At 64.4% G+C, this 5,753-nt stretch carries 4 protein-coding genes; 1 reads left to right on the forward strand and 3 read right to left on the reverse strand.

What is annotated here, in order from left to right; translation table 11 throughout:
- The coding region (gene gltX / locus EOA85_RS25760) for a glutamate--tRNA ligase (RefSeq protein WP_127211647.1) at positions 1-1,309 on the reverse strand (1,309 nt) is incomplete at its 3' end.
- Positions 1,310-1,411: 102 nt separating this feature from the next.
- Here gltX and EOA85_RS25765 point away from each other — a divergent pair.
- On the forward strand, positions 1,412-3,868 hold the full coding sequence (locus EOA85_RS25765) for a ComEC/Rec2 family competence protein (RefSeq protein WP_127211648.1): 2,457 nt from the start codon (positions 1,412-1,414) through the stop codon (positions 3,866-3,868).
- Here the strand turns inward: EOA85_RS25765 and lexA are convergent.
- Together lexA and glp are read right to left on the reverse strand one after the other, a co-directional pair.
- Positions 3,862-4,599: a transcriptional repressor LexA gene (gene lexA, locus EOA85_RS25770; protein ID WP_065009592.1), complete on the reverse strand. Its 738-nt coding sequence runs from the start codon at positions 4,597-4,599 to the stop codon at positions 3,862-3,864. The two genes, EOA85_RS25765 and lexA, sit on opposite strands and share 7 nt — an antisense overlap.
- A gap of 104 nt (positions 4,600-4,703) precedes the next feature.
- Positions 4,704-5,753: gephyrin-like molybdotransferase Glp (glp, locus tag EOA85_RS25775; RefSeq protein WP_164759873.1), on the reverse strand; the 1,050-nt coding region annotated here is incomplete at its 5' end.

Consider the following 5,753-nt stretch of genomic DNA (forward strand, 5'->3'; position numbering starts at 1 on the left):
CCACAGCGCCGAGCTTATGGCCCCCGGCCACCGCATATTCCCGGATCGCAGCCTCCGCTGCTTCGGCCGTCCAGTCGCCTGAAATCGCCTTCAGTGCCGCATGAGCACCCCGCAGGATCTCGCGCGCATCACCGCCGAGCAGCGCCGCCGCCTTCTCGTCGATCCGCAGCGGCCGCTCGGCAAACAGGAAGGCGGCACCGTCGGCCAGCTCAACCAGTGTCTTGGCTCGCTCCTTTAAGCCGGGCAGGGCGGCGAGCAACTGCGCCTTGCGCGTATCGTCGAGGCGCGCTGCGATCGCCGGGCCGCCTTCCAGATAGGGCAAAGTGGCGATGAAGATATCGAGCAATTCGGCGTCGTTCATGCGGCGCATATGCACGCCGTTCAGCGCCTCGAGCTTGGCGAAGTCGAAGCGGGCGGCCCCCTTGTTGACGTCGCCGATGTCGAACCAGGCAATCATGTCGGCGATCGACATGACCTCGTCGTCGCCGTGGCTCCAGCCAAGGCGCGCCAGGTAGTTGAGCAGTGCCTCAGGCAGGTAGCCCATGGCACGATAGGCTTCGACGCCTAGGGCACCGTGCCGCTTCGACAGCTTGGCGCCGTCGGCGCCATGGATCAGCGGGATATGCGACATCGACGGCACGTCCCAGTCCATGGCTCGATAGATCACCATCTGGCGGGCGGCATTGGTCAGATGGTCGTCGCCGCGGATGATGTGGGTGATGCCCATGTCATGGTCGTCGACGACGACGGCATGCATATAGGTCGGATTGCCGTCCGAGCGCAGGATGATGAAATCGTCGAGATCCTTGTTGGGGAAGCGGACTTCGCCCTGCACGCGGTCATGCACCACCGTCTCGCCGCCGGCCGGCGCCTTGATGCGGATCGCGCCCTTGGCGCCGGCCGGCGCCTCCGACGGGTCGCGGTCGCGCCAGCGGCCGTCATAGCGAGGAGGCAGCCCCTTGGCACGCGCGCTCTCGCGCATCGCCTCCAGCTCGGCCGGCGTCGCATAGCAGTAATAGGCTTTGCCGAGCCGCACCAGCTCCTCGGCGACCGCGCGGTGGCGCGGCGCGCGCTCGAGCTGCGATACCGGCTCGCCGTCCCAGGTGAGGCCGAGCCAGGCGAGCCCATCGAGAATGGCAGCGGTTGCCGCATCGGTCGAACGCTCGCGATCGGTGTCCTCGATGCGCAGCAGCATCTTGCCGCTAGTGTGTTTCGCATACAGCCAGTTGAACAGCGCCGTGCGCGCCCCGCCAATATGCAGGAAGCCGGTGGGCGAGGGGGCAAAACGGGTGACGACCTTGTCGGACATGGGACTCTCAGGCAAGCGCAGGAAACGGATGTGGTTGCGCGGACTTTCGCGCGTCGCGCGTTCATGTAGCATAGGAGGTCAAGGGCGCAAGGGGCAGACCCGATGGCTGGACCAGGCCGGGGCGTGGACGAGAGCGAGGGCGCGATCACAAGCGTCAGCGAACGATCGCTGTTTGCCGACGTTCCTCACGCCGAGCCGCTACCCGCTTTGCTGCCTGCATCGCACCCGGCCACCCAGCCTCTTTCGCCGGAGCGCTCCGCGCCAATACCGGCTCCACAACCGGGGCCCGTCATTCGTTTCCGCCGACAGCTCAGCCATCTTTCACCATCCGGTATCCGCAACAGCGTGGCCTCGGCAGCCGGCCTGGAACTCGACCGCGGCGTCGCCTTCCTGCTGGTGCCGGTTTTTCTGGCGTGCGGGGTGATCGTCTATTTTTCGCTTACCGTCGAACCGGACTTTCCGCAGCCCATTGCCGTCGTGGTCCTCACGGCATTGTGTGCGGCTGTCACCCGCTCATGGCGCAAGACGCATCTGTGCTTCATGGCAGCGTTGCTGTGCGCACTCGGTGTTCTCGCCGCCAAGGTTGAGACCTGGCGCGCGGGAACGCAGATGCTCGGTTCGGAAATCCAGACCCAGCTCACCGGCCGTGTCGTTAGGCTCGATCAGATGGCGAACGGCCGGATCAGGCTGACCATCGACGTGATGTCGACCGCCCGGCCGACACTGCGTTATGCACCGGGACGCGTCAGGGTTTCGGCACGCAAAATTCCCGCTGAGATAACTGCAGGCTCGGTGGCAACCGGTTATGTGCGGCTTTTGCCTCCGACTGGCCCGGTTAGGCCGGACAGTTATGACTTCTCCTTTGACAGCTATTTCGCCGGTATCGGTGCCAGTGGCTTTTTCCTCGGCGATCCGAAGATCGTCGTTTCCGAGGATGTGCCGTTCGCCGCGCGCCTTTCTTCCTCGATCGAAAAGGCGCGCGAAAACATTGCCGACCATATCAGGGACAGCATTGGTGGCGCCGAGGGGGAGATTGCCGCCGCACTGATCATCGGCGTGCGTGCCGGCATTCCCGAAGAGATAAACGAATCGATGCGGCGCACCGGCATCTACCACATCATCTCGATTTCCGGCCTGCACATGGCGCTTGTCGCCGGCACGATTATGGGATTGCTGCGCGGCGCCTTTGCGCTGTTTCCCGATTTTTCGTCACGCCGGCCGGTCAAGAAATATGCGGCTGCTGCCGCACTCCTTTCCATCGCTGCCTATCTCATTTTTTCCGGTATCGTGGTCGCGGCTGAACGCAGCTTCATCATGCTGGCGGTAATGCTTGTCGCCGTGCTGTTCGACCGAGCGGCACTTACCATGCGCAATCTGACGATTTCTGCCATCGCCGTCATCGTCGTGTCGCCGCACGAGGTGGTCGGCCCAAGCTTCCAGATGTCCTTCGCCGCGACTGCTGCTCTCGTGGGCGCCTATGCCGGCTGGTCCGACTATCGTGCCGACAGGGCCACGGCGCCGCCACAGCGACGGTCGCCGGTCGCTTTCGTCACGCGAAAACTCGCCGCTGGGACAGGTACCATCGCAATGACCTCCATCATTGCCGGCAGCGCCACCGCGCTCTTCGCCATCTGGCACTTCCAGCGCGTATCGCCGCTTAGCCTGTTCGCCAATCTGGCGGTCATGCCAATCGTCACGGTCGTCATGTTCCTGGCCGTCCTCAGCGCTCTGGCAATGCCTTTCGGCTTCGACGGACCTTTCCTCTACATGATGGGCAAGGGACTGACGGCCATGATCGCAATATCGGGATGGATTTCCGAGCGGTCGCCGGTCGATGCAGTCGGGCTGATCTCGTTGCAGTCGGTTCTGCTGGTGACGGTCGCCCTGGTCATCGCTACGATGGCGACGACATGGTTGCGGCTTGCGGCACTTCCCTTTGCGCTCGCCGGCCTGCTGACGATTTCCGACACGCGCGCCCCCGATGTGCTGATTTCGGAAGATGCGCATCTGGTGGCGCTGCCGATCGGCGGCGGCGAACTTGCCGTCAACCGGGTGCGTTCGAACGAATTCACCACCGACAACTGGAAACATGCGCTGGTTTCAGCGACCATTGTCGAGCCGGAGACATTCGAAAAAGGAGACGTGCGGTTCGACATCGCCGACCCGGCCGACCTGCCGCCTGGAGCGCCCTTCTACTGCACTGCCGGCCTGTGCCTCGCCCGGCACCCGTCCGGCGCGATCATCGCACTCGCCGACGACCGCAAAACCGCACGGCCAGCCTGTGCCTTTGCCGATTTGATCGTCATCGACGATGCCACAGCCTATTATAATCCCTGCCGCAATCCGCTGGTTCTCGTCGTCACCAAACGGCAGCTCGCTCGCGTGGGCAGTGCCGCCGTCTTCTTCGATCCGCTATCAGCGACGACGCGCGCAGAAATCCGTTTTGCCGTCAGACAGCCATATAGGCCCTGGCACGAGCAGCGGAGATTTTCGCGCGAGGCGAGGGGCTTGCCGCCATACCGCAGGGCCGAGAAACCCAAGAAGCCTGCCGCTCAGTAACGCCGGATCAGTCCGACGAGCTTGCCTTGCACCTTGACCCGGTCCGGCCCGAAGATGCGCGTCTCATAGGCCGGATTGGCGGCTTCCAGTGCAATCGAGGCGCCCTTGCGGCGGAACCGCTTCAGCGTCGCTTCCTCCTCGTCGACCAACGCAACGATGATCTCGCCAGGCTGGGCGGTGTCGGCGTTGCGGATGATGACCGTGTCGCCGTCGAAAATGCCGGCCTCAATCATCGAATCACCCTTGACCTCCAGCGCGTAGTGCGTGCCGCCGGTGATCATGTCCGGTGGTACCGAGATCGAATGCGTCTGGTGCTGGATGGCGTCGATCGGCACACCGGCAGCGATGCGGCCCATCACCGGTATGGAGATGGTGGCAACGACGTCGTCGTCATTGCCGGCCGCGGGCAGGCGCGAAGGCGCCGGTTTGATCTGTCGTCCGAGGCTGCCCTGCCCAAGGCTGCCCTGAATGACGCTTGGCGAGAATTTGCGCGCCGCATTGAGGCCGGGCGCGATCGAATCGGGCAGGCGCAGCACCTCCAGCGCGCGGGCCCGGTTGGGCAGGCGGCGAATAAAACCGCGCTCCTCCAGCGCCGTGATCAGCCGATGGATCCCCGACTTCGAGGCGAGGTCGAGCGCTTCCTTCATCTCGTCGAACGAGGGCGGAATGCCGCTTTCCTTCAGCCGCTCGTGGATGAACATCAGCAGTTCATGTTGTTTGCGTGTCAGCATCGTGACCCCCAACAGAATCAGAAAAACAAACCCAGAACAAACACTATCTGTTCCAGTTGTGTTCCGCAACCGTTTAAAGTTTAATGAATGTGTTGACGTTTTGTTCAGCGTAGCATCAGTACGCTGCACGCGGCGCCCGTCGCGGCTGGGGGAGCGAATGGCTCGCGCACGATCAGCCCGTTGGCGTCGGCCAGCATTTTGAGCATCGAGGAATCCTGGACGCCGAACGGGGTCGCCAGTGGCGTGCCGGCTTCTTCCTTCACCACCGCGCGTACATAATCCTGCCTGAGATCGTTGGCCGGCATGGCGGCGCCGAGCCGCGCCTGACGAATGTCCTGCCGGAAGGCGCGGCCGCCGAGCCGCGCAAGCAGCGGCTTCAGAAAGAGCTGCGTGCAGACCAGGCTCGCCACCGGATTGCCAGGCAGGCCGATGCAGCGGATGTCGCCCAGCCGCCCGAACATCAACGGCTTGCCGGGCCGCATGGCGATTTTCCAGAAATCGAGCGTCATGCCTTCACCGGTCAGCACGTCATGGACCAGGTCATGGTCGCCGACCGAGGCGCCGCCCAGCGTGACAATGACATCGGCGCCTGCGTCGACCGCTTGTTTCACCAGCGTGGCGATCGCCTCCTTGCGGTCGGGGGCGATGCCGAGATCGAGCGCGCTGGCGCCGACCGAGCGGGCCGCGGCGGCGACGCCATAGGCATTGGACGAGATGATCTGGTCGGGGCCAAGGTCGCTGCCCGGCGGCAGCAATTCGTCGCCGGTGGCGATGATGGCGATCAGCGGCCGTTTCACCACGCTGACCTGCGGGTGGTTGGCCGATGCCGCCAGCGACAATGCCGCCGGATCAAGCGGGCGGCCTCTCTCCAGCAGGACGTCGCCCTTCGAGAAATCGAGCCCGAGGCGGCGGATGTTGCGGCCTTCAACCGTCGACGCGGTCACTTCGACGCTGCCGCCGCCGAGATCCCTGGCATTCTCCTGGATAACGATGGTGTCGGCGCCTGCAGGAAGCGGCGCGCCGGTGAAGATGCGCACGGCCTGCGCCGGGCCGACTGTTCCGGCAAAGCCGCGTCCGGCCGGCGCCATGCCGATCACCGAAAGTCTTGCGGGCACGGACGCGACGTCCTCGGCCCGCACGGCATAGCCGTCCAT

This window comes from Mesorhizobium sp. M5C.F.Ca.IN.020.29.1.1, assembly GCF_003997375.1.
Taxonomy (GTDB): domain Bacteria; phylum Pseudomonadota; class Alphaproteobacteria; order Rhizobiales; family Rhizobiaceae; genus Mesorhizobium; species Mesorhizobium wenxiniae.

Coding starts and splice junctions, on each gene's coding strand:
- EOA85_RS25765 (WP_127211648.1), top strand. CDS start 1,412: ATGGCTGGACCAGGCCGGGGCGTGGACGAGAGCGAGGGCGCGATCACA.
- lexA (WP_065009592.1), bottom strand. CDS start 4,599: ATGCTGACACGCAAACAACATGAACTGCTGATGTTCATCCACGAGCGG.